This window comes from candidate division WOR-3 bacterium, assembly GCA_016867815.1.
In the GTDB taxonomy this organism is placed as follows: Bacteria; Hydrothermota; Tepidihabitantia; order Tepidihabitantales; family Tepidihabitantaceae; genus UBA2258.
The window spans coordinates 1-23,727 of sequence record VGIR01000032.1; the positions used below are offsets into that span (position 1 = coordinate 1).

The 23,727-nt window shown below is 63.2% G+C and carries 17 protein-coding genes; 11 read left to right on the forward strand and 6 right to left on the reverse strand.

Annotated elements, in window-relative coordinates; genetic code table 11:
• Window positions 1-328: 328 nt before the first annotated feature.
• On the reverse strand, window positions 329-574 hold the full coding sequence (locus FJY68_06535) for a hypothetical protein (GenBank protein MBM3331494.1): 246 nt from the start codon (window positions 572-574) through the stop codon (window positions 329-331).
• A gap of 218 nt (window positions 575-792) precedes the next feature.
• Between FJY68_06535 and FJY68_06540 the strand changes: the two genes are divergently transcribed.
• From FJY68_06540 to FJY68_06555, 4 genes are all read left to right on the forward strand, one after another.
• Complete coding sequence (locus tag FJY68_06540; GenBank protein MBM3331495.1) at window positions 793-2,604, forward strand: 2-oxoacid:acceptor oxidoreductase subunit alpha; 1,812 nt, start codon at window positions 793-795, stop codon at window positions 2,602-2,604.
• A gap of 159 nt (window positions 2,605-2,763) precedes the next feature.
• Window positions 2,764-3,723 carry a 2-oxoacid ferredoxin oxidoreductase gene (locus tag FJY68_06545; protein ID MBM3331496.1) on the forward strand — a complete coding sequence of 320 codons (960 nt, stop codon included), beginning with the start codon at window positions 2,764-2,766 and terminating at the stop codon, window positions 3,721-3,723.
• Window positions 3,720-5,489 carry a 2-oxoacid:acceptor oxidoreductase subunit alpha gene (locus FJY68_06550; protein ID MBM3331497.1) on the forward strand — a complete coding sequence of 590 codons (1,770 nt, stop codon included), beginning with the start codon at window positions 3,720-3,722 and terminating at the stop codon, window positions 5,487-5,489. The genes FJY68_06545 and FJY68_06550 overlap by 4 nt, the downstream gene beginning before the upstream one ends.
• A gap of 76 nt (window positions 5,490-5,565) precedes the next feature.
• The gene (locus tag FJY68_06555) at window positions 5,566-6,447 is read left to right on the forward strand and encodes a 2-oxoacid:ferredoxin oxidoreductase subunit beta (protein ID MBM3331498.1); all 882 of its coding nucleotides are present in this window, start codon (window positions 5,566-5,568) and stop codon (window positions 6,445-6,447) included.
• Between the two features lie 37 nt (window positions 6,448-6,484).
• Here FJY68_06555 and FJY68_06560 read toward each other — a convergent pair whose 3' ends face one another.
• Window positions 6,485-7,495: a tyrosine recombinase XerC gene (locus tag FJY68_06560; GenBank protein MBM3331499.1), complete on the reverse strand. Its 1,011-nt coding sequence runs from the start codon at window positions 7,493-7,495 to the stop codon at window positions 6,485-6,487.
• A gap of 69 nt (window positions 7,496-7,564) precedes the next feature.
• Here FJY68_06560 and FJY68_06565 point away from each other — a divergent pair, with 69 nt between their 5' ends.
• The 7 genes from FJY68_06565 (at window position 7,565) to FJY68_06595 (ending at window position 19,836) form a co-directional block, all read left to right on the forward strand.
• A complete protein-coding gene (locus FJY68_06565) occupies window positions 7,565-8,212 on the forward strand; it encodes a hypothetical protein (GenBank protein MBM3331500.1) in 648 nt (215 codons plus the stop codon).
• 164 nt (window positions 8,213-8,376) lie between these two features.
• Window positions 8,377-9,879 (forward strand): Do family serine endopeptidase, encoded by a 1,503-nt coding sequence (locus FJY68_06570; GenBank protein ID MBM3331501.1) that lies wholly within the window; start codon window positions 8,377-8,379, stop codon window positions 9,877-9,879.
• 305 nt (window positions 9,880-10,184) lie between these two features.
• Window positions 10,185-11,051, forward strand: coding sequence for a bifunctional 5,10-methylenetetrahydrofolate dehydrogenase/5,10-methenyltetrahydrofolate cyclohydrolase (locus tag FJY68_06575; GenBank protein MBM3331502.1), 867 nt, complete (start codon window positions 10,185-10,187; stop codon window positions 11,049-11,051).
• A gap of 13 nt (window positions 11,052-11,064) precedes the next feature.
• Window positions 11,065-11,910 (forward strand): hypothetical protein, encoded by an 846-nt coding sequence (locus tag FJY68_06580; GenBank protein ID MBM3331503.1) that lies wholly within the window; start codon window positions 11,065-11,067, stop codon window positions 11,908-11,910.
• A 2-nt stretch (window positions 11,911-11,912) separates the two neighbouring features.
• Window positions 11,913-13,787 (forward strand): 1-deoxy-D-xylulose-5-phosphate synthase, encoded by a 1,875-nt coding sequence (dxs, locus tag FJY68_06585; protein MBM3331504.1) that lies wholly within the window; start codon window positions 11,913-11,915, stop codon window positions 13,785-13,787.
• A 23-nt stretch (window positions 13,788-13,810) separates the two neighbouring features.
• On the forward strand, window positions 13,811-19,441 hold the full coding sequence (locus FJY68_06590) for a hypothetical protein (protein ID MBM3331505.1): 5,631 nt from the start codon (window positions 13,811-13,813) through the stop codon (window positions 19,439-19,441).
• The gene (locus FJY68_06595; GenBank protein ID MBM3331506.1) at window positions 19,420-19,836 is read left to right on the forward strand and encodes a hypothetical protein; all 417 of its coding nucleotides are present in this window, start codon (window positions 19,420-19,422) and stop codon (window positions 19,834-19,836) included. The genes FJY68_06590 and FJY68_06595 overlap by 22 nt, the downstream gene beginning before the upstream one ends.
• Here FJY68_06595 and FJY68_06600 read toward each other — a convergent pair.
• Genes FJY68_06600 through ftsE form a run of 4 tightly spaced genes read right to left on the reverse strand, consistent with a single transcriptional unit; the run spans window position 19,825 to window position 23,724 of the window.
• A complete protein-coding gene (locus FJY68_06600; protein MBM3331507.1) occupies window positions 19,825-20,937 on the reverse strand; it encodes a hypothetical protein in 1,113 nt (370 codons plus the stop codon). The genes FJY68_06595 and FJY68_06600 overlap by 12 nt on opposite strands.
• Complete coding sequence (locus FJY68_06605) at window positions 20,938-22,158, reverse strand: hypothetical protein (GenBank protein ID MBM3331508.1); 1,221 nt, start codon at window positions 22,156-22,158, stop codon at window positions 20,938-20,940. It lies immediately after the preceding gene.
• Entirely contained in the window at window positions 22,155-23,039 is an 885-nt protein-coding gene (locus FJY68_06610) for an FtsX-like permease family protein (protein ID MBM3331509.1), read from the reverse strand. The genes FJY68_06605 and FJY68_06610 overlap by 4 nt, the downstream gene beginning before the upstream one ends.
• Window positions 23,029-23,724: a cell division ATP-binding protein FtsE gene (gene ftsE / locus FJY68_06615; protein ID MBM3331510.1), complete on the reverse strand. Its 696-nt coding sequence runs from the start codon at window positions 23,722-23,724 to the stop codon at window positions 23,029-23,031. The genes FJY68_06610 and ftsE overlap by 11 nt, the downstream gene beginning before the upstream one ends.
• Window positions 23,725-23,727 lie beyond the last annotated feature (3 nt).

The window sequence follows — 23,727 nt, forward strand, 5'->3', positions numbered from 1 at the left end:
TTACTGGCCATTGGGGTCTCCTTTTCTTGATTCATCCCTACATTCTACGAGACCCCATGGCCAGTTGATCGCCTGCCGTCTTCCGCCGTTTCGACCGGCCATTTTGCAGACAACATAGCACACAACTATGTCATTTCGGCTAGAAACACCTGTTTAGGGGCGTCTGAAGGTCCTGTCTGGGCTGGTCGAGGGCCATTTGCAGCCGGTTAGAAGACCCACAACCTGTAGTATGGGCTGGGCGTCGGACCACAATTCTGCTGCCCACTCCTCGGCCCACAGGCCGCCTGGGGGGTAGCATCGGCAGACCTAGGAAGTCAAAGATCAGAAGCTAGAAGCCAGAAGCCAACGCGGTGAACATCGAGACGAGCAACGTCGCGAACAACTGCCGGAGTAACGACTGGTACGAGTTCGCGAGCAACTCGCGGTACAGCGAACGATAGAACTTGAGATTGAGGTCGAGGTTCAGGTCGAGATGGAGCGAATGACGCATCTGCTCGCGCAAGTGAGCAAGCAAGTCGGAATGCGTCGGCCGGTGTTTTCCCGCGAGCTTCGACTGGTGCTTCGCGAGACGCAACGCCGCGCTCAATGAGTGATTTAGGCTGAGGTCGAGGTTGAGATCGAGGCAGGAACATTCGTGTTGATCTGTGTCTATCCGTGGTTCACTGCTGGGATCTGTGTCATCTGCGTTGACCGCAACGGCCCCTGTCGGACAGCGCATCCGTGCCTATCCGTGGTTGACACCCGGCAAGCGAATTCGCTTGCGTTGGGGCAGGGGTCGCCTAACATACATCTGTGACGGATGTCGCGCTGACCATTGCCGGGCAGGCCGGGCAGGGCATTGATACCGCGTCCGAGCTTCTCGCCCGCGCTTTGGTGCGGAGCGGCTACTACACGTTCTCCTATCCCAACCTGATGTCCCGCATTCGCGGCGGACACAACTTCACTGCGGTGCGGGTCTCGGACCGGCAGGTCTATTCGGCGCCGGGGAAGTTCAACGCGCTGCTGGCGCTGGATGAGCGTTCGGTGGACGAACACCGTGAGGATATGGTGGAAGGCGGGACGGTGATAACCGAAGCCCGAAGTCCGAAGCTCGAAGGTCGAATGCAGGAGGCGGGACGGGAGGCGGGGGTGTTCAGGGTGCCGATGGCGGAGATCGCCGAGAAGCACGGCGGGTCAAAGACGATGGCCAATGTGGTCGGACTGGGAGCATTGATGGCGCTGACGGAAGACGGGGAGAGCCCCCGGTCGCGAGGACGCGACCGCAATCCGGTGCATTCCCCGTTTTCGAAGCTGCAGAGTCTGCTGAAGGAGCGGTTCGATTCCAAGGGCGAAGAGGTAGTGCGTCAGAATCTCGAGTGTCTGAAGGCCGGGGCTGACTATGTGAGGAAATGTCGAATGTCGAGTGTCGAGTGTCGGGTGTTGGGGCAATCGGCAATCGTCAGTCGGCCGTCGCGCACCGGGCAGCGGCTGCTGATGACCGGGAACCACGCGATTGCGCTGGGCGCGCTGGCATCGGGCGTGCGTTTCTATGCCGGGTACCCGATGTCGCCCTCGACTTCGATAATGGAGTATCTGGCCGCGAAGCAGGCTGAGGCCGGGCTGGTGATGGAGCAGGTCGAGGATGAGATTGCGGCCATCAATATGGTGATCGGCGCTTCCTACGCGGGCGCGCGCGCCATGACCGCTACTTCCGGCGGCGGGTTCTCGCTGATGGTCGAGGGTCTGGGCATGGCCGCCATGGCCGAGCTGCCTGTGGTGATTGTGATCGCGATGCGGCCCGGCCCGGCCACCGGGTTCCCGACCCGGACCGAGCAGGCCGAGCTGCTCTTCGCCATCAGCGCGTCGCAGGACGAGTTCCCGCGTTTCGTGTTCGCGCCCGGCACCGCAGAGGAAGCGTTCTACGCCACCAACCGGGCATTCGAGCTGGCGGGGAAGTTCCAGGTGCCGGCGATCGTGCTTTCGGACCAGTTCCTGTCGGACTCGCTCTGGACCGTGCCGGGGTTCAACTTCGGCCGCGTCAAGGCGAGCGATGACTTTGACGAGCAGGCGTGGCAGGGCCGTCCTGCCCACAGCTACAGGCGCTACGCTTTCACCCCGAGCGGAGTGTCGCCGAGGCTGCGGCCGGGGTTGCGCGGTCAACTGGTCCACATGCTCGGGGCCGAGCATAACGAAGACGGCTTCCAGACCGAGGATGCCGGCGTGCGGACAAAGATGCACGAGAAGCGGATGATGAAGCTGGCGGCGATGTCCAAGGCGGTGGATGAGCCGACCTGCTACCCGGAGGAGACGGCGGACTGCGTCGTTGTCTGCTTCGGCTCGACCTATGGCGCGGCCCGCGAGGCCGTGGACATTCTGCGGCAGGAGCGAATGAGCGCGGCTTTGCTCCATCTGTGCGAGCTGGCTCCGTTCCCGCGCGCGCGCGTGGCGGCAAGGCTCTCCTCGGCGCGCAAGGTCATCACGGTCGAGGGTAACTCGACCGGACAGCTTGCCTCCCTGCTCAGACGGGAAACAGGCATCAAGGCCGACGCGCAGGTGCTGAAGTATGATGGAAGACCGTTTGAGGCGGCGTCACTGGCAGAGGAGATCGGCGACAGATGCCAGTGACAATTCCTAATTCCGAACTGCTAATTCCCAACGAAAGGGGAAATGACCGAGTCTCGATGCCGGGTTGGGCACTGGGACATTGGGACTTGATTGGGAATTGGCAATTGGGAATTGGTCATTTGAGACGTAACAGGATCGTCTTGGACGATGGAGAGCAGCATGGCCGAGGATAGGGTGTGGTCGGCGAGCGCTGAAGTAACCTGGTGCCCCGGGTGCGGGAACTTCGGCATCCTCGCGGCGCTGAGGCAGGCGCTGGCCGCGGCCGGGCTCGAGCCGTGGCAGGTTGTGGTTGTGGGCGGTATCGGGCAGTCGGGCAAAGTGGCGCAGTACGTGGGCGCCAACTTCCTGCAGGGGCTGCACGGCCGGGCCCTGCCGCACGCGATCGGTGTGAAGCTCGCCGACCCCGAACTCAAGGTCATTGCCGTGGGCGGCGACGGCGACATGTACAGCGAGGGCGGCAATCACCTGCTGCACGCGTTCCGGCGCAACCCGGACATAGTCTGCCTCGTACACAACAACGGCGTGTATGGTCTGACCAAGGGGCAGATCGCCCCCACCAGCGGCTTCGGGTTTGCGACGAAGAACCGGCCGATGGGCGCGCTTGTTCCCGCGTTCAACCCGCTGGCGGCCGGGCTCGCTATGGGAGGCAGCTTCATCGCCAGGGGATTTGCCGGTGACATGAAGCACCTTGCCCGCCTGATCGGCGAGGCGCTGAACCACAAAGGGCTCGGGTTCATCGACATCCTGCAGCCGTGTGTGACCTACAACCGCGTCAATACTTTTGACTGGTACAAGGAACGGGTCTATGACCTTGCACTCGAGGCGCACAATCCCGCGGACGCGGATGCGGCGCGGGCGCGGGCCCTCGAATGGCCGGCTGAGGGAGAGGTCAAGCAGATTCCTATCGGTGTCTTCTACAGTTCGCGCCGGGAGGCCTATGAGGCTTGCGGCCTGGTGGAACGGCGAACGGCGAACGCCGAACGCCGAAGTGAGGGCAAGGGGAGAGGACGGGAAGTGCGAACGGCGAACGCAGAACCGTCGGACGGTGGCCGCGGAGGCCAACGCCGAGGTGCGGACCCGGTGAGCGTGGCGAAGAAGGCAATCGGGGAGTTCGAGTGAACGAGATGGACCTGATTGTCGCGGGGCATGCCGGGCAGGGATTGCAGGTCATCTCACGCACACTGGCATGGATGCTGGTCCGGGCCGGGTACTACGTCTTTCTGTCGCAGGACGTGATGTCGCGGATTCGCGGCGGACACAACTTCGCACGGTTGCGGGTCGGCACAGAGCCGGTGTATGCCGACGGCGACGCGGCGCAAGTCCTGGTCGCGCTTGACCCGGCGCTGGTCGAACGACACATCCCTCATCTCGCGCCGGATGCAGTCGTTGTTACCGATGCGGCAGGCACCCTACCCGAGGGAGTCAATGCAGTAAGGCTGCCGTTCGCCGACCTTGCCCGAGAACCGGTGATGGTCAACGCGGTTGCGGTCGGCGCATCGCTGGCCCTGGTTGGGCTCGACCCGGCCGGACTCGGAGAGATCTTCAGTGGTCAGTTCCGAGGCAAGGGCGAGGAGGTGGTGAGGCGGAACGTGGCCGCAGCCGAGGCCGGGTTTCGTGCGGTCGTGGAGGGCGGGAAGGGGTGCTGTCCCCCCAAGTTGGCAGGAGGCGTGCCCGGCGAACGGGTACTCATCTCCGGGGCGGAGGCACTGGCGCTGGGCGCAATCGCTGCAGGCGTGCGCGTCGTCACCGGGTATCCGATGTCGCCGGCCACGCCGATTGTAGAATACTGCTTCCGTCACGCGCAGGAGGCAGGTCTGATTGTGGAGCAGACCGAAGATGAGGTGTCGGCTGCCAATCTCGCCATCGGGGCTGCGTTCGCCGGAGCGCGGTCAATGGTCTGCACTGCCGGAGGCGGGTTCTGCCTGATGAACGAGGCCCTGAGCCTTGCCGGAATGACTGAGACTCCGCTGGTCTTGTGCGTGGGGATGAGGCCGGGCCCGGCAACCGGAATGGCCACCAGGACCGAGCAGGCTGACTTGTTGTTCTCCATCTATGCCGGGCACGGCGAGTTTCCGCGCGCGGTCTTGACCCCGGCGGACGCGGAACAGGCTTTCCATGCTGCGCAGGACGCGTTCCGGATTGCCGAGAAGTACCAGACCCCGGTTATCATTCTCTTTGACCAGTTCATGGCCGATGCACTGTGGACCGTTGAGCGGAGCCGTCTTAGGTCCGGAGTCGCTAGTCCCTCGACCTTGGTTCCGGATTCTGCAGCCATCAAGCCGTACTCGTACCGACGGTACGAAGTCACGGAGAGTGGCGTGTCGCCGATGGTGCTTCCCGGAACGGCGCAACAGCTTGTCTACGCCGACTCCGATGAGCATACCGAGGAAGGACACATTGCCGAATCGGCGGCGATACGGCTACTGATGGTGAACAAGCGGAATGCGAAGCTCGCTGGTATCAGGCGGGAGTTGGCGGTGCCGAAGGTAGAGGCAGAGGTTAAGGCTGAGGCTGAGGTCAAGGCCAGGGTCAAGGTCGAGGTTAAGGTTGAGGCTGAGGGTGAGGAAAAGGCTGAGACGCTGGTGTTCTGCTTCGGTTCGAGTCGCGGGGTGGTTTCAGAGGCGCTCAAGCGGCTGCGGGCCAAGGGGCTCAATGCCGCGATGGTGCACCTGAACCATATCTGGCCATTCCCGGTTGATGCCGTAGCCGGTCTTGTCGGGAAGGAGAAGAGAGCTCTGACTGTCGAGCAGAACTACTCGGGACAACTGGCCCAGCTGTTGTTGCAGGAGTGCGGCGTTCGCGCAGCGGGGACAGTGCGGCGGTTTGACGGCCGGCAGTTCACGGTCGCCGAGGTTGAGGCAGGGCTTGAGGAGATGATGAGATAGATGGCTACACCAATTCCCAATACCCAATTCCTAATGACCAATCAACGAGGAACTGGTCATTTGATGCGCGTCATCCATGCGCATAGCGGCGGAGCGCACCTTGGCTGAAGAATGGGCAGTGCCCAAAGACGTTGACGTTGCCTGGTGCCCGGGGTGCGGTAACTTCGGCATCCGCGAAGCGGTCAAGCTGGCGCTCTCAGAGCTTGGGTTGAAACCGGAGCAGTCCTGCTTTGTCTCGGGAATCGGGCAGGCGGCCAAGGCCCCGCACTACATCCGCTGCAACCTGTTCAACGGCCTGCACGGCCGGACCCTGCCGGTCGCGGCCGGGGTGAAGCTCGCCAACCCCGGTCTGGTCGTCCTGGCTGAGGGGGGAGACGGCGACGGATATGCGGAGGGCGGGAACCATTTCCTGCATGCCCTGCGCCGGAACGTCAACATGACCTATCTGGTTCACGACAATCAGATCTACGGGCTGACCAAGGGCCAGACTTCGCCCACCAGCGAGCCCGGGATGAAGACCAGGACTACGCCCTGCGGCGCGATCGAGCCTGCCTTCAGGCCTCTGGCCCTGGCGGTGATGATGGATGCCGGGTTCGTGGCCAGGGGATTCTGCGCGAGGCCGCGCCAGCTTGCCGACATCATCAAGCTGGCGGTTCAGCACCGCGGGTTTTCACTGGTAGAGATCCTGCAGAACTGCGTCAGCTTCAACCACGTCAATACGGCCAAGTGGTACAGTCATCGCATCTACGACCTGGCCGACGAGAAGCACGACCCGACCGATCGGGATAAAGCCTATCACAAGGCGTTGGAGTGGGGAGACCGGATTCCAGTCGGCGTCATCTACAGGTCAGGCCGCAAGAGCTATGATGAGCTGCTCGGGGAGACCCTGGGACCCCGTCTCTCGGACCCGGACCGCATCCCGGACCTGCTCGACGAGCTGCTCGGTCAGTTCCAGTAGCACTTTGGGGAGAGTCCCCGTGCGGGGACAGTCCCCTTCATTTCTGAAAACCGGACCGGGGATGGGCGCGGTCGTATACCTGCTTCAGCCGTTCTACGGTGACGTGCGAGTAGATCTGCGTCGTTGAGAGAGAGACGTGCCCCAGCAACTCCTGAACAGCGCGCAGGTCAGCGCCACGTTCCAGCAGGTGCGTGGCGAACGCGTGGCGCAGGGAATGGGGGTTGGTAGCGGTGGCATCGGCCACCCTTGAGAGCGCTTTCCGGACGATGTTCTGGATGCTGCGGGTCGTGAGGCGTCCGCCCTGGTTGTTTGTGAAGACCGGCTCCGCGTGCTTGTGAGTGCGGCGGGCGAGCCATTCGTCCAGCGCCTGCTTCTCGGCCCGGCCCAAAGGTACGATTCGCTCCTTTCCGCCCTTGCCGCGCACGCGGATAGTCTCGGCGACGAAGTCGACGTCAGCCTCATTCAGGCCGACCAGTTCGGCGGCACGCAGGCCTGAACCGTACAGCGTCTCGAGAATCGCCCGCTCGCGCACCACGACCTCGGCGTTGCCCTTGATTTCGATGGCTTCTCGCACCTGGTATTGGGTCAGGAATCCGGGCAGGCGCTGTTCGAGCCGCGGGCCCTTGACCGCGGTCGCCGGGTTCGCCGAGAGCACGCCCTTGCGAACGAGGTAGCGGAGGAAGGACTTGACGGTGGACAGCTTGCGTGCGGCCGAGCGTTTCTCGTATCCGTAGCGGAGCAACGCGCCGAGGAAGTCGCGGATGTCGGCGTGCGTGAGAGCGGCCAGCGGTTTGCCGCCGAGCCGGTCAGAGCAGTACTCGAAGAACTGGCCGAGGTCGTTGGTGTAGGAGCGGAGGGTGTGGTCTGAGAACTGCTTTTCCTTCTCCAGCCAGACGAGAAAATCGTCCCGCGCCGACTGGTAGGCGGGGTTGGCCTCAACGGCCCCTGTCGGACAGTGCTGGGGTGCCGGGGTTCTGGGGTGCCGGGGTTCCGGGTTCTTTCCGGACCCCTGAACCCGTGAACCCTTGGATCCGTCTTGGTGGGCCATCGGGTCAGGATACAGCGCCACCTGCGCGGGTCAACTTGCGGATTGGCTGGCGGTGGGTATGATTGGGCCATGAGCGCAGTGTGCCATGTATGCGGCCGCAAGGCGAACAGGCAGTGTCTCGCCGGATCCGCACTGGAGCACGGCCGGACCGCGGCCGGCACTTCCGACCAGCGCCGAATCTGCTCCCAGTGCTGCGGCAAGGGAAGGCGCCGGACGATCGACTGCCCGGACACGTGCCCTCATTTCCGGGCCGGGGCTCGGGCCTCGCTGCTGAAGTTGGCGGAACTGGGCGGCGGGCCCGATATGGAGCTTCGATACGGCGACGTGCTCCACAACCTGCGCCTCAGCGTAACGCGGTTCCGCCGTAGCCGGGTGCGCGACCTGAAGGACAACGAGGCACGCCAGGCATTCGTCAACGCAGCCGACACGATGCGGACCCGGTCAAGCGGGCTCATATTCGACTTCCGCTCACCTGACCCGCGGGTGCAGATGCTCGGCGACGAGCTGCTGTCGATTGCGACCCGGCACGAGCGCGGGGAGAAGCAGATGGCCAGAACGGAGGCCGCGGACCTGATGAAATGCCTGAAGTACCTAGAGCGTCAGGCGGTAGCGGCTGAGAAGCTGGGGCGAGGAGAGACGGTGTTTCTCGATCTTGTCGCCCAGAGCGTTGCGAACGAGTTTCTGACGCGAGAAGTCGAGGGCCTGGTAGAGGGGTAGCCGGCAGTCCGGCTGCGGGCAGGGGAGACGACTGTCGGACGCCGGCGTCCGGACCAAAAAGACTCCTTCTGCGAACCGACAGAGGGGTTGCAGCGTCTTATAGTTGTACATTGGGAACATAAGGGATCGGTCGGGGCTGGTGGATAGACGAAAACGGAGGATAGGTGAATCATCGCATATCGCTGAAACTGGTCGGCGCTATACTGGCGCCGGCCGTACTTGTAGCGTTTGTAGTCGGACTGGTGCTGGCCGGGGCACTGAGCCTGCGGCCGTCACTGGCTCAGACTGAAACGAAGCTGGCGCAAGTCGGGCTTGGCCTGGGAGCAGGAGACCACAGCCCGTTCGCGCAGGTTGCTGACGCCGTGCTGCCCGCGGTCGTCAACATCTCGGCCGAGAAGACGGTCAGGGTGTCAGAGCGATCTCGGCTGGAGGGTACCCCGCTCGAGCAGTTCTTCCGGGATTTCATGCGGGGGATGCCCGAGATGCCGCAGGAACAGCGGCAGGGCTCGCTGGGTTCCGGAGTTCTCATCAGTACGGACGGGTACATCGTCACCAACAATCACGTCGTTTCCGGGTTCGACAAGATCGCCGTCCGTCTCTCGGATGAGACGGAGTTCAAAGGCAAGGCCGTGAAGGTTGTGGGCCGGGATCCCCAGAGTGACCTTGCCGTTCTCAAGGTTGAGAGCAAGCAGCCGCTGCCTGCGGTCTTGCTGGCGAACCCAGCCGATATCAAGGTAGGTGACTGGGCGATAGCGGTCGGGAATCCGTTCGGTCTCAGAGGTACGGTGACGGTCGGTGTCGTATCGGCCAAGGGCCGATCCGGCCTGCCTTTGCCCGAGGGCCCGACCTACCAGGATTTCATACAGACCGATGCGTCCATCAATCCCGGCAACTCGGGCGGCGCGCTCGTGAACATCAAAGGCGAACTCATGGGCGTGAACAGCGCAATCCGGACCCCTACCGGCTACAACGTCGGCATCGGCTTCGCGGTCCCGGTCGACATAGTGAAGTCGGTTACCGACCAGCTCATCAAGACCGGCAAAGTGGTGCGAGGATACATGGGTATCAGGCCTCAGCCGGTTACCGAGGCAATCCGCCGGGCAATGGCGCTGGAGGACAGCAAGGGCGTCTTGGTTGCGGAAGTCATCTCAGGCCAACCGGCGGACAAAGCCGGCATCGAGTCGGGAGATGTGATTACCTCGGTTAACGGAGTCAAAGTCGACGGCGTCGAGCAGTTCCGGAGGCGCGTGGCGGAGTTCTCGCCTGGATCGAAGATAACGGTCGAGATCGTCCGAGATGGCGAGCGGTTGAGCAAGGGCCTGACCCTGGCGACACTGCCCGTGGATGGGCAGCAGGCGCCTTCGCAAGAGGAGGAGCAGCCATCGGTCTGGCTCGGGATCAGCGTCCGTAGTCTCACCCAGGACGAGCGGGCACAGGCGAAGGTTTCGGGTGGCGTGATCGTTGAGGACGTGGAGTCGGGTAGCGCCGCTGACGAGGCCGGCATCCAGGCCGCCGACATCGTGCTTGAGGTCGGCAAGACGAGGATCGGTGGCATGGACGACTACAGCCGCGCGGTGCGCCAGTTCAGGGGCAGCAACAGAGCCGTCCTGTTCCGCGTCAACCGCGGTGGGTCCGTCCTCTACATCGCAGTCGAGCCCGGCGACTGAGCTGACGGGGTAGCTTCAAGGAATCGGGAAAGGGCTTCCCGGGTCAAGACCTGACCTGCCAGGTACTTGCTCCGGGAAGCCCGGTGTCGTTGACCGGGAGAACTCACCTATTGACGGAGAGGGAGTTTTGTGTAAGAATGGTCTCGTGCGAAAGGAGCACCTAGCGAGCATTCTGTCCTGAATGTTGCCTGATCCAGACTGCGCACTGACGACGGTAGCCCCGATTACGTGCCGGTGCAGCACCACAACTCGGTGTGGCAATTGGCACTCCGACTGGAGTATCCATATCAATTACGCGGGAAATGATGGCAGAGCCCAGGCTGCTTGACGGCAGGGCAGCGGCCAAGGCCGTCCGGGTCGAGCTGGCCCGGCGCGTTGACGCGCTCCAGGCCCGCGGGGTGAAGCCAGGCCTGCGCATCCTGCAGGTCGGAGCTGACCCGGCTTCGAGCATCTACGTGGCCAGCAAGGTGAAAGCATCGGCAATGATCGGCATCGACGCGCGGGTCGAACGGCTGCCCGATGCCTGCTGTTTCGCGGACATTGCCCGGGTGATCGGTGCGTGGAACCTGGATTCCACAGTCCACGGGTTCATAGTCCAGCTTCCACTGCCGCGCGGGATTGACGCGTGTGCCGTACTCCAGCTGGTAGGCTCTGACAAAGATGTCGACGGACTAGGCCCGGCAAGCCTCGGGGCGCTCGCGTCCGGACGGCCTCGGTTCACGCCGGCCACGCCGACCGGGATAATCGAACTCCTGGTACGAAACGGCATCTCCATCCCGGGCAGGAGGGTGGTCATCGTCGGTCGCGGTGACCTCGTCGGGCGGCCGCTGGCGAGCATGCTGCTGCTGCGAGGAGAGCGCGGCGACGCAACCGTGACCGTGTGCCACTCCCGCACTCCGGACCTGGGCGCGGTCTGTCGTACCGCCCAGATCCTGGTGGTGGCCGTTGGGCGAGCCGGACTCGTGACGGGCGAGATGGTGACGGAGGGAGTTGTCGCTGTCGACGCCGGGACGAACAGCAACGACTGCAAGCTGGTCGGAGACATTGACTTTGAGTCGGTTGCTGCCAAGGCATCGGCCATCACGCCGGTTCCGGGCGGAGTCGGTCCGATGACGGTGGCAATGCTGCTCGCCAATACCGTACGAGCTGCGGAACTGGCGTCGGGAACGTAGAACTGTGACTCAAGTGCAGCGGATCGTGGAGGCAGACCGAAGACTGGTGGATGCGGAGTTGCGCCGGGTGTTGCGCTTCGACAAAGAGGTGCCGGCCAGGCTGGCGGCAGCCATGCGCTATGCGGTGCTGGGCCGGGGCAAGAGAATACGCCCGATGCTTGCGCTTGAAGCTTTCCGCGCCGCCGGAGGCCGCGATCTGGCGGTCGTGCTGCCGTTCTGCGCAGGCATCGAGTTCATCCACACTTTCTCTCTGATACACGATGATCTGCCCAGCATGGACGATGACGATTTCCGGCGGGGACGACCCAGCCTGCACAGGAAGTTCGACGAGGCGACCGCGATACTCGCAGCCGACGGTTTGTTTGCGCTCGGGTTCGAGGTGTTCACCGACGCCCCGGGGCCGGCTGACCGCAAGCTCGCCGCCATAGGTGTCGTCTGCCGGGCGGTCGGGCCATCAGGAATGACCGGAGGACAGATGCTGGACATCGAGTCCGATGGACTCCGAAGCGCGTCTCGGTCCGAAGTCACGATGACCCACCGCAAGAAGACGGCGGAGTTCATTGCCGCAGCATTGCTCGCGGGCGCGGTCCTGGGCGGTGCTGCGCCGGCGGCACAGCGAAGAGTCCGGCAGGCAGGTCTGGCACTGGGTATGCTCTTCCAGATGACCGATGACCTGCTGGACATCGGGCAGAAGAGCGAGGCCGAGCGGACGACGATGATCTCATCGCTGGGGAGAGCCGGAACCGCGCGTCGAGCTGCGTCGGAAGCGATGAAGTCGGCGAAGCTGTTCAGGTCGCTGGGTACCGACTACCGGCTGCTGGCCGGTTTTCCCGGCCTGGTTCTGGAGCGGACTTCATAGCCATGGCGCTGCTTGAAGGCGTGCGTTCGCCGGCTGATGTCCGGCGCATGTCGCTGTCCCAGTTGCAGCAACTGGCAGCCGAGATCCGGGACCTGATAGTCAAGACCACGGCGAAGAACGGCGGCCACACTGCGCCGAGCCTGGGAGTCGTCGAGCTGACGCTCGCCCTGCATTGTGTCTACGATACTCCGAGAGACCAGATTATCTGGGACGTCGGACACCAGTGCTACGCCCACAAGATCATCACCGGGCGCAGGGACCGGTTCGAAACACTCCGCCGGAAGGGCGGGATCTCGGGGTTCCCCAAGAAGTCGGAGAGCGACTACGATACATTCGACACCGGCCACTCCGGGGATTCGATCGGTGTGGCGCTGGGTGCAGCTGTCGGAGACCGGCTCAGGGGTTCGACGCGGCGTTCAGTCGCCGTCATTGGCGACGGCTCAGTTGCGGCCGGGATGGCATTCGAGGCGCTGAACAGCGCCGGCTGTCTCAAACAGGATGTCGTAGTTGTCCTGAACGACAATGAGATGTCAATTGCCCGCAGTACCGGCGCGATGGCCGGCTACCTCAACCGGATTATCACCGGAAAGATGTACAACAGGCTGCGCGCCGACGCGTGGAACCTGCTTGGGCATCTGCCCGACGACCTGAGCGACAAGTCACGGGTCGCGGCCCGCAAGCTCCAGGAGGGCCTCAAGAACCTGGTTGTCCCGAGCATCATGTTCGAGGAACTCGGGTTCCGATATGTCGGGCCGGTGGACGGACACAATCTGGCCGATCTGCTTGATACATTCAAGCGGGTGCGACAATTGCGCGGGCCGATCCTGGTCCACGTGGTGACGCGCAAGGGCAAGGGCTACGAGCCGGCGATGCGGCATCCGGAGGTCTTTCACGGCACCGGGCCATTTGACGTCGATACGGGCAAGCCGCTGGCGTCGGCCGGGATGACGTTCACGGGCGCCTTTGGCGAGAAGATGGTTGAGCTTGCCGGCAACGACGAGCGGGTTGCTGCGATCACGGCGGGGATGTGTCTCGGAACTGGTCTGCTGCCGTTTCGCGACAAGTTCCCGAACCGCCTTTTCGACGTCGGTATCTGCGAGCAGCACGCGGTTGCCTTCGGAGCGGGATTGGCCATGGCGGGAATGAGGCCGGTGGTTGCACTGTACTCCACCTTCTTGACGCGCGGACTGGATCAGGTGATCCAGGACGTCTGTCTGCAGAAGCTGCCGGTCGTCTTCGCTGTTGACCGAGGCGGCCTGGTGGGTGAGGACGGACCGACGCATCACGGCGTGTTCGACCTCTCCTACCTCAGCATGGTGCCCGGGCTGGCGGTCATGGCGCCCATGGACGAGGCCGAGCTTGCCGCCATGCTCGAATTCGCGGTAGGCTACGTTCACGGCCCGACTGCCATAAGGTACCCGCGCGGCGGGTCAATGTCGAAACGGGCGACGGGTATCGCACCCATAGAACTCGGCAAAGCCGAAGTGCTACGCGAAGGCGAGGGCGGCTGCGTGCTGGCAGTCGGCTTCATGGCAGGCGTTGCGAGTCGCGCGACGGAAATCCTGAGAGACCGGGGGGTGACCGTAACTCTGATCAACTCCCGTTTCGTCAAGCCGCTGGACCGGGGACTGATTCTCTCTCTCGCCGACCGACACCCTGTGATCGTCACAGTCGAGGAGAACGTGCTATCCGGAGGATACGGCAGCGCCGTCAGCGAGCTGATCGAGCGTTCGGGCAGGCGTACCCGTGTGACTTCGATTGGGCTTGAGGACCGCTTCTACGAACAGGGACCGCGAGACTGGCTGCTTGACCAGGCCGGGCTCTCGCCTGAGAAGCTGGCCGACAGGCTGCAGCAGATCCTGACGTCCTACGCCTAGCATCCACGCCTAGAGATCCAGCGATGAGACGAGCAGCTCTCCTTCTGGCGCTTGCCGCCAGCCTGGCCGCGGCCTACTCGCTCTACGATCCACCGCGAATCGTGCCGCGGATCGATTACTCTCTGGGCCTTGTCTACCTCGACCGCTGGCGCGGAGACTACTTCCTCGGAGTTGACCAGGTATTGCCTATCAGCGAGTACCTCGACTATCAGCTGGCCCAGTCGGTCCGAGAGGCCTGGCAGAGTGAGGCGGCACGGAACCGGGAGAAACAGGAGCTTGAGGCCGACGCCTCCGGCCTCATTCCGGACATACAGCTGCCCAAGCTCCCGCTCTTCGGAGAGGGAAGCAAGATCGACATCTCCGGAAAAGACCGCATCACGCTCGGCGGTCGCCAGACGTTTGTCCACGGGGCAGCGCAATCCCTGGGCAGCAGCAGCCTCTTCCCGGAGTTGAAGATGGAGCAGCAGCTTTCGGTGCTACTCAAGGGTACCATCGGCGAACGTACCAAGGTCAGCATCGACCACGATTCGGAGCGGGAGGAGTCCCGGAACAAGGTAATGCTCTCCTACACCGGTACAGAGGACGAGATCATCCAGTCGGTCGAACTTGGCGACACCCGGTTGACCATACCCAGTACGGGCTACACCGGCGATCTGCCGACGCATCACGGTCTGTTCGGAGCGTCGGCCAAGGGCAAAGTCGGCGGGGTGGATGTGTACGCAATCGCTTCGCGCGAACAATCTCAGAGCCAAAGCCAGAGCTTCACCGGCAGGCGCCGAGTGAGTACTGACACGATCTACGAGTACCAGTATGTGACACGCCGTTTCTATCACGTTGACGTGCCCGGGACCATCAGCAATCTGCGGGTCTACGTCGATGACCGTAACCCCAGTAACAACCAGGGCAAGACCTATGCGGCCATAGCAACCGTCTTTCCCGATTCGCCGGATTCGCTGCCGGATTGGGACTACGACCGGGCAGGCGGCGACTTCGACCTGAAGTCTCTCGGCAAGGACTACTTCCTTCAGACAGGCAACATCATCGAGTTTGCCGCTGCACTCGATCAGTCCGACGTAGTCGGCCTGGTTGTCTTCACCGACAACGACACCGTCGGGGGAAACCTGTGGAGAGATTCCCTCGTGCTGAAGCTCCTGAAGCCGGAGATGCCCGATTCGCTCTCCCTGACCTGGGACCACGAGCAGCGCAACGTCTATTCCCTGCCGCAGGGGGAAGTGTCGCTCTCGTCGTTTCGACTGTTCCGGGACGTACCGGAAGCAACGGACCTGGAGCGTGAGGACGCCGGTATCAACCAGGGCCGCAAATTCGCAGAAGTGCTGGGACTCGACCCCAACCGCGACGGCCGGATAGAGTACCCGGAGTTCGAGACCAAGACGGGGTTCATTCGCTTTCCGGGGTCCAAGCCATTCGATACCAGCGCGCTCTCGGTACGAGAGCCTCTGATCTATCGGCGCGATCCGAGTTCGCTTCGATCCGGCGAGGGGCTCAAGTACTACATGGTCGCCGAGTACTCAAGTGCGACTGAGTCCTACTACCTCGGCCAGCCGGATATCACCAGTGGTTCCGAGAAGGTCGTTGTAAACGGCGAGCGGTGGTTGGTGAACAGCGACTACACGATTGACTACTCAAGTGGCGTTCTTTCTTTTGTCCGGGCGCTGCCGCCGGATGCCGACATCCAGGTTACCTACGAGTACAGCCCGCTCTTCTCGGTTTCCCAGAAGTCCCTGGTCGGCGGCCGGGCCGAGTGGGCGGCTTCCCAGCAGGGCAAGCTCGGCACCAGCGTCTTCTACCGCAGCGATGGCACCCGGGACGAGAAGCCGTCGCTTGGTTCCGAGCCCTTCAGCCGGGTAATCGCCGCTACCGATGCTTCCTATTCGGTCACCTCGAACGCGGCCAGCGCGTTCTTTGACCGGTTGCCACTACTGCGCGCCCAGGCCCCGTCCTCCTTCAGCGCCTCGGCTGAGGGCGCGATCTCCATGCCTGACCCGAACACGCGTGGCGTCGCCTACCTGGACGACTTCGAGGGAACGACCATCACGCGCGACGTGTCAACCGCGCCGGTGCTGTGGTCGTTCAGTTCGGTACCGGTCGGCAAGGACACGGCCCACTTCGCGCACTCCCGGCTGGTCTGGGTCAGACCGACCATCGGGGTGCGCAACGACAGCGTGTTCGGGGCCACGGAAGACCGGGACCTGGAGCGGCACGAGATACTGAAGGTCGTATTCTCCCCGGACTCAGGTGATCGGCAATCCTGGGCCGGCATGATGACATCGGCCGCGCAGTCCGGGATGAGCATGAACCTGAGCGATGTCGAGGACCTGCGGATGATCCTGAAGCCGAGGTCGCGCACCGGGACGATCCACGTCACGGTGGGGATGTCCATCGACGAGGACGCGCCGCGGCGGAACCGGGATGGGGCAATCGTCGGTCTGGACGGCCGCAACAACACCGAGGACAAGAACGCCAACGGCGTGCTTGATGCCAATCCACCGGAGGATGCGGGTCTCGATGGCGTCTTTGGGACCGACAGCCTCTGGGGTGCGGACTCGGCCGATGACGGCAACGACGACTTTGAGAGCAAGACAAACCCGACCGGCACAGAGGGCAACAACTACCTGGATGCCGAAGACCTGGACCGCAACGGTTTCTCGCGCTACAACCACTATTTCGAGTGTGATATTCCGTTGGGCGACACGCGGTACTTCACCGATCTTGTCAACGGCTGGAAGCTATGCCGCGTTTCTTTGCGCGACAGCATCGGTTTCAGGACCGTGGGGCAGCCCAAGTGGGAAGATATCCGGCTGGTCCGAGTCTGGTTCGACGACTTTGAGGAACCGGACACGATCGATTTTTACTCCATCGAGTTCGTCGGCAGCCGCTGGGCCCGCCCGCTGCTCACGTCGCTTCGTGATACCGGTCGCATGCCCGGCCACGTCCCGGTCGATACGACGGAGAAGGTCTGGGCGACGCAGATTTCCCGCAAGACCGACACCAGCTACCTGCCGCCGTTCCAGCTCAAGCGCGATGCCAACGGCAATCTTGAGGACGAGGCAGCGCTTCTGTTCGGCTATGAGAACCTGCAAGGCTACCGCCGCGCAACCGTGAACAAGATTTCGGTGGACAAGGAGGACTACCGGGAGTACCGCGACATGCGGATGTACATTCACGACGACGGCAACGGTCTGGCTTTCCTCCTCAGGTTGGGGGCGGATTCGGTCAACTACTACGAGTACCGGGCACCGGCCACGAGCGGCGCGGTCGTACCGGGCCGCGACGGCAGGTGGTACGAGTTCGTGATTCCGCTGGACTCCTTCCCGGCGCTGAAGCAGCGGCGGGATGAGGCCGACGTGCCGGCGGCCAGCCTCTGGTCGAGCGGTCCCTATCGGTTGATGGGAACTCCGTCGCTCTCCGATATCCGCTACACGGCGCTGGGCATAGAGAACCCGGATGGCGGCAAGAAATCCGGCGGGCTCTGGTTCAACGATCTGCGGCTGACGGCTCCGCACCGAGACCCGGGATACGGTTTGCAGGCTCGCGCCAATGTCTCTCTCTCGGACTTCGTCTCGCTGGGGTTGAGCTACGTATATTCCGACCCGAACTTCCGCCGCTTCAGCGAGGGCCGGGGCGTGAAGGCCGGCGGGTTTGGGCGCAGCGTCGGCGCCAGCCTGCGGGCCAATCTTGACCGGCTCCTGCCGGTTGCCTGGGGTCTGGTCCTGCCGGTGGGCTACTCGATATCCGACCAGCGTGATGTGCCCAAGTTCTCGCCGCTCTATCCTGATCTCCTGCTCCCCGGCGAACTGGCCTCATCACCGGACTACCTGACCGCGGGACGGAGCGAGGAGCTGCTGATTGACAACGTGCGCAAGCAGAAGTCGGGAAATCCCTGGCTGAACTACACGCTGGAAGCTATGGCGTTGTCGTGGCGCGGCCGGCGCGGCCAGGTCCGGGCTCCTCTGGCCCGCGATTCATCCTCGGCGCGAACGTTCCAGTGGAGCTACGCGGTGGCCCCCGACCTCAAAGTCAGGCTGGGCGAAGACAACGAACTGGCCTGGTTTCCGCAGGACATCAGGCTGGGCGTTACCGAGGCCAGTCAGCGGTCCTTGCGCGGCACGCGTGCCAGCCCCGACAGCGCCTTCCGCGTTGACACGCTGCTGGGACACGGCCTCGGTACCGAGTTGGGGGTGGACTACTCGCCGATAGAGGACCTGACATTCGGATATGACGTACAGACCGATCGAGACCTGCTGGTACCGTCAACCGATTCCCTCTGGTTTCTGGCCATGGGCACCGAGGCCGGCCGCGAACACAGCTTCGATGCCGGATACAACTTCGAGATTGTTGATGCCATTACCCCGGGGATCGACTTCAACGGGGACTACTCAGATGACCGCGCCAGGGTCGGCACCGGCTATTCGGCGTACCGGAACATGAGCAACTCGGGTGACCTGGCATTCACGCTGGGCGCCGACCTGCCGGAGTTGCTGGGCAAACTTGCTCCGGCGGAGTCGAGGGCTGCGAAGCCACGCGGGGCAAGACTGGAACGAGAACCCAGGGAAGATTCTCTGGGGGTGGATTCGCTGGCTGGTGAAGACACGACCGGCGCGGTCGCCCCGCCGCAGCCGAAGTCCAGTCCCCTCGATGCTCTCCGGCGAGGAGCCGGGGGGTTGTCACGGGCGCTCGATCCGGTCGAGGTGAGCTACACCATGACGCGCAACAGCGACCTGGTGGGAGTATACGATGCCTCGCCTTGGCACTACCGCCTCGGGTTCAGCGACCTCTTTCCTTTTGACAGCCTGAGGCGGCCGACCAGTGCCAACCGGGAGCGTCGCAACACACTCAGAATCTCGACCGGCGCTCAGGTGCGCGATTTGACGGCTCGCATCTCCTACCAGTCGACTGAAGGACAGGACTTGCTCAGTATTCTCTCGAAAACCATGCTTGACCGGAGCACGACCTGGCCCGACCTGGAGTTGACCCAGGGCAAGGTTCACAGCTTGTTCAAGAACTGGGCGACCGACTCCCGGCTCACCGCCAGCTACAGGCATCGTCGCGATGTCAGCGGGCAGTTCGTGGCCTACCACCAGTTGGTGGGCGGCGACAGCGTTGCCCGCGAATCACTCGGCATGCTCGGACGCAGCGAAACCGACAACAATGAGTTCAGTCCGCTGCTCTCCTGGAGTACCACATGGAAGAAGCGCGTCAGCACGACGCTCTCGGCCAACTACACTTTCGGCTCAACTACCAACTTCATGGATGAGTCGGGAGGCGAGCGCAGCGTCACGCACACGAACACGCGCGGCGCCGACCTCTCTCTCTCCTACGCCTTCTCCGCCCCACAGGGCCTGAAGCTCCCGTTTCTCAAAAAGGTCAAGTTCTCGTCGGACCTGAGTTTGACGTGGTCGCTTCGTTTCTCTCAGACTCACCGCTGGCTCCAGCTCTGGGCCGAAGGCTCGCCGGCGGACACAACCAGCGAACTGCAGCGCGACAACTCATTCGGCACATCGCTGGCGGCTTCATATCGATTCTCCCGGAGTATTGAAGCGGGGCTGACTACCGGCTACAACCAGAGCCGGGGACTCTCGGTTACTACCACCGAGTCCATGAACATCGACTTCTGGGTTCTGTTCAGGTTCTAGTGAACCGGCGCGAGCAGGCTGTCTTGTTGTTGGTGACAGTGGCCTTCCTTCTCGGTTTCGGCATCTTCTACTACAAACGGGCCAGGTTTGAGCGTCAGGCAGCGCTCAACCCGATCGCAGTGGTTCAGGAAGCGCCGGGGAAGCCTCTAGTGGACTCAGTTGGACTGCCGTCACCAGTCGACCTCAATCACGCAACGGTCCTTCAGCTTGAAGGGCTGCCCGGGATTGGGCCGGTTCTGGCCGGACGCATTGTCGAGTACCGACGGCGCAAGGGTGGGTTCAGACACGTGGGCGAGTTGCAGTCGGTGTCCGGAATAGGGAAGAAGCGCTACTCGGTGCTCAAGGAAATGGTGATGGTCGGTCTCGATCCGACCGCAGCCGATTCAGGCCGATAGCCGGCCCCGGGCCGGCGGCTTCAGGGTAGTCAGCAGGGTGTAATTGAAGAGCCGCGCGTTGACATTTGTTCCCGCCTCTCGGCTGCGCGACAGCAGGAACTTCAATGCCCGGCGCAGGTATTCGGCATCGCGGCCGGAGTTCGTTTCTATGACACCCGGGTTTCTGCTCGCGTAGGCCGACCGGCCACCGAGCTTCACTTGCAGGGCCTCCTGGTACAGGAACAGCAGAGTCCCGGTCACTGCTGCCGGCGGGGCCTGGCTGCCCGCATCAAGCGTCGCGAGGACCGACTTTTCATCGCTGCCGGACCGCCCGGCGAAGTAGTCCACTACCGGAGCGACCAGGAATTCCTCCCGGTTGTCCAGGAAGCGCAGGGCCGCTCCGATTGACCCATCGGCCAGGGCCGTGGCAAGTTCGACGTCGGCCGGCGATGCGCTCGAATTCTCGCTCAGCCATCGGCTGACGAGGTTTTGGTCGATTGCGGCAAATCGGATCGCCTGGCAGCGTGAGCGGATAGTGGCAGGCAGAGAGGCCGGGCGCGCCGAGGTCAGGATGAAGGTGCTCTGGGCCTGGGGTTCCTCCAGCGCCTTGAGCAGCGAATTGGCCGCCTCGGCATTCATCTGGTGTGCGTTGACGACCACGAAGAAACGACGCCGCGCCAGGAGCGGAGGTTTTCCCATTTCGATGCGCAACCAGCGTACCGCATCAATCGGTATCTTGAGTTTGGTGTCGGGTAATGGCTGGGCTTGACCCAGAGTGAAGTCAGGATAACGGTCGAGCGTCGCTCGGGCAATGTCCTCGATCTCCGGGTCCTTCTTGGGCAGCTTGATTGGCAGCAGCAGTTTCAGATCCGGGTAGCTGAGCCCGGCGTTTGACCGGCAGGGGCGGCAGACTCCGCAGGGCCGATGTCCCGGGTCGGTGCAGTTGGCTGCCTGTGCCAGAAGAATGGCAGCGGTCCGTTTGCCGACGCCGGCCGGTCCGGTGAGAAGCAGGGGTGGAAACTCGCCGCCGGCCACCCACGATTCCAGAAAGCGGACCGCTTTGGTCTGACCTACCAGCGGGAGACGGATGAGCGGGGCAGAGGGGGTAGGGTCGGGCACCAGCTAGGGTTTGAGCCAGTCGATAGGGTTGACCGGTTTGCCGTCCTTGCGGATCTCAAAGTGCAGGTAGTCGGACGCGACTCCGATTTGAGTGCCGGCGGCGACGCCGGCACCGACCTGCGCCGACATCTCGGTTAGATTCGAGTAGAGGCTGTAGAAGCCCCCGCCGTGGTCAACGATGACCAGATTCCCGTAGCCCATGAACTGATCGGCGTAGGCGACGCGCCCGGGAGCCACCGTGTTGACGGAGGCCGACGACCCGGCCTTGATGTCGATCCCGAGGTTGCTGGTCTTGGTCTTGTAGCGGGGATGAACCTTGGACCCGAACGTGGCGATCACCTTGCCGCGCAGCGGCCAGGGCAGGCTGCCCTTACCGGTCTCAAACTCGGAAGTCGTCGGGGGCAGTGCCCTCTCCTTCCTGAGTTGCAGGCCGACGACCAGATCGCGGAGTCGGCCCGAGGATTCGGTGAGTTGCTGCTGGAGGGCCCGGCCGGTTTCCTTCTCGTTTCGTACCTTCCGGAGCAGTGCAGATTCGGCCGCAATCGCCAGATTCAGTTTTGCCTGCTGGTCAAGTTGCTCGCGCTGCAGGCGATCGAGTTCGGCCTGGGCGGCGACGAGCCGCGACCGCTGCGCGGAAAGTTCCAGGTTGACCTGCGCCAGCTCGGCGGCGAGACGCTGGTCCGCGCGTACGACCCAACGCAGGTAGAGCATCTTGCGATAGACCTCAGGCACGCTGCGGGTAGAGAGGAGGGCGGTCAACGGATTGAGCTGGCCGTACTTGTAGATGGCAATGAGCCGGCGGCCCAGCGCATCTTTGCGGCTGGCGGCTTCGGCAGACGTTTGCTCAATCTGTCTGGCGACCTGGGCGATCTCGCCGGAGCGCGCCGCCGCCTGGTTCCTGAGTCGAGCGAGGTAGCTCCGCGTGAGTCCGATCTGCTCTTCCAGCGACGCCAACCTGGCCAGCCCGGCCTGCTCCTTGCCCGCCAGGTCGGCGAGCTGGCTCTCGACCTGAGCGATGCGTTGTCTGGTCTGCTCGAGTTGAGCCTCGTTCTGCTCTATCTGCTCTTCGAGCTGCCGGACGGTGAGCGTCTCCGGTGCTGCGGACGCGGTAGTGTCCGGATTCAGGAGCGGAAGGGGCTGAGCCGCAAGTGCCGCTGCCAGCAGTGCAGAGCAAAGGACCGCGACCGGCAGACGGCGGCTAGCCAGCGACGATTGGCGCGTCACTCTTCACTATCGTCCGTGACGACTGCCTGGGGAGCGCGGTGAATGCGGTTGAGAGCGATGAGCGAGCCGGCAACACCGGACAGAGCTCCGAGACCGAGGTCAGCGAGCAGCACGATTCCGACCGGCAGGGCGGTCGCCGGTATGACGACTGCCGCCAGCCGGTGGAACAACACCGCCAGGACGAACGCGGCCGCTCCGCCCAGCATGCCCTGGGCGGTTCCTTCACAGAGGAACGGAAGGCGGACAGTGGCATTCGTAGCGCCCACAAGCTCCATGATCTGTATCTCGTGATGGCGCGACGCAATCGAAGACTCCACGGTCTGAAAGGCGATGAAAAGGACAGCGCAGAAGACGATTACGAGGATGCCGATGTCGAGGAACATCACCGTGCGGGTGATAACCTCGAGCCGTTCGACCATCTCCTTACCCGACCAGACCTCGGTGACCCCGGGAATCAGCTGGATCTTCTGCTCCATAGCGGCCAGTTCCGAGAGAGACGCGAACCCGGAACGGACCGTGATGCGAACTGAAGGAGGTAGCGGGTTCTGCTCCAGCGCGTCCACGAGGGTCGAGTCAGACCCGAGGTCGGCCCGCAGTTCGGTGAGAGCCTCGGCCTTGGGAACGTAGCGCGCCTGGGCCACACCATCGAGCGAGGCAATCCGCTGTACCAGCAGCATCGGGTCGGCCTGGTCGGCGACGAACGCATAGAGCTCGACGTTTCGCCTGGCCGCTTCCGACAGCCGAACGAGATTCCAGGTGAGGATGATGAACACGGACAACAGCACCAGGCAGATTGCCTGAACCGTCGCCGCCAGGACAAAACTGCCGCGGTTGCGGCTGATGCTGCGGAAAGTCTCCTGGAGGATGTGGCTAGGTCTCATCGCGTACTATCCTGCCGGCGTCGAGGGTCACGCGCCGTCGCCGGGTGCGTTCCGCCAGGTCTGCGTCATGAGTAGCCATGAGTACGGTGGCGCCCTGGTAGTTGATATCCTTGAGAATGTTCAGTATGTCGGCGGCGGCCTTGGGGTCGATGTTTCCGGTCGGCTCGTCCGCAAGGAGTATCTCCGGTTCCTTGACCAGGGCCCGGGCAATCGAGGTCTTCTGTTGCTCGCCGCCGGAAAGCTGGTGCGGATACGAGTCCTTCTTGTGGACGAGGCCCAGCCGGTTGAGCGACTCCTGGATTCGACCCGGAATCTCCTTCGGGTCCGTGCCGATGACCCTCAGCACAAATTCAAGGTTCTCGTAAACAGTCCGTTCCGCCAGCAGGCGGAAATCCTGGAAGATGATACCGATGCGCTTCCGGAGGTGCGGTACTTCGGAGGGAGGCATCTTCTTGAGGTCGTACCCGAGGACCTTGATCTTGCCGGAGTCGGCGAGGTCCTGGCGATACAGCAGTCGCAGCAGTGTGGTCTTACCGGCGCCGGTGGCGCCGAGGATGAAGATGAAATCGCCCTTCTCGATGGTGAGATTCACATCGGTCAGGGCCGGCCACGAATGCTGGTATAGCCGCGAAACGCCGACGAGTTCGACGGCGTTGATCGAGTCGGACGCAGAGGAGTCTGCCATAAG

Coding starts and splice junctions, on each gene's coding strand:
- FJY68_06590 (MBM3331505.1), top strand. CDS start 13,811: ATGAGACGAGCAGCTCTCCTTCTGGCGCTTGCCGCCAGCCTGGCCGCG.
- FJY68_06610 (MBM3331509.1), bottom strand. CDS start 23,039: ATGAGACCTAGCCACATCCTCCAGGAGACTTTCCGCAGCATCAGCCGC.
- FJY68_06560 (MBM3331499.1), bottom strand. CDS start 7,495: ATGGCCCACCAAGACGGATCCAAGGGTTCACGGGTTCAGGGGTCCGGA.
- FJY68_06545 (MBM3331496.1), top strand. CDS start 2,764: ATGGCCGAGGATAGGGTGTGGTCGGCGAGCGCTGAAGTAACCTGGTGC.
- ftsE (MBM3331510.1), bottom strand. CDS start 23,724: ATGGCAGACTCCTCTGCGTCCGACTCGATCAACGCCGTCGAACTCGTC.
- FJY68_06555 (MBM3331498.1), top strand. CDS start 5,566: ATGCGCATAGCGGCGGAGCGCACCTTGGCTGAAGAATGGGCAGTGCCC.
- FJY68_06565 (MBM3331500.1), top strand. CDS start 7,565: ATGAGCGCAGTGTGCCATGTATGCGGCCGCAAGGCGAACAGGCAGTGT.
- FJY68_06575 (MBM3331502.1), top strand. CDS start 10,185: ATGGCAGAGCCCAGGCTGCTTGACGGCAGGGCAGCGGCCAAGGCCGTC.
- dxs (MBM3331504.1), top strand. CDS start 11,913: ATGGCGCTGCTTGAAGGCGTGCGTTCGCCGGCTGATGTCCGGCGCATG.